We start from the raw sequence: 392 nt of genomic DNA on the forward strand, positions 1-392 counted from the left end.
CAAATCGCGAAAGCTTTCCTCGATTTGCATGCGCTGACGATACCAGCGGACCAACTGCTTTGCCGGCACGTCAGCGAGCCGGGTGCCGGCCACCAACAACCAGGGCTCTTTGGCGCTGCGGGCATTCCGGGCGCTGGCCTGGGAGCGGGCACGCTTGCCGAAAGCGTTGTTGCTACGCCGCCCCTTGTCCACCAGGCGCACTAACACCAAGCGCGCCCGCAGGGGATTGCTGCGTACCCACTCGCCCTCCCCGAGCGTCGTCGGGGTCGTGGTGGCACGCTTGAAGAGCGTCTGGCAGCTCACCCAACCGTGATTCAAGCGCACGTAGTCGCGGCCACGCACTCGCCCCACCCAGCGCCAGCCGAGGCGTTCGACCCCCCGGTAGAAGGGGA

At 66.8% G+C, this 392-nt stretch carries 1 protein-coding gene; it reads right to left on the minus strand.

Annotated features, from left to right (window positions below; translation table 11 throughout):
* A partial coding sequence (locus BQ17_RS04780) for a transposase (RefSeq protein WP_141699112.1) occupies positions 1 to 392 on the minus strand: 392 nt, incomplete at both ends.

Origin of the sequence: Candidatus Thiosymbion oneisti, from assembly GCF_900092655.1 — a bacterium.
GTDB classification, from domain to species: Bacteria; Pseudomonadota; Gammaproteobacteria; order Chromatiales; family Chromatiaceae; genus Thiosymbion; species Thiosymbion oneisti.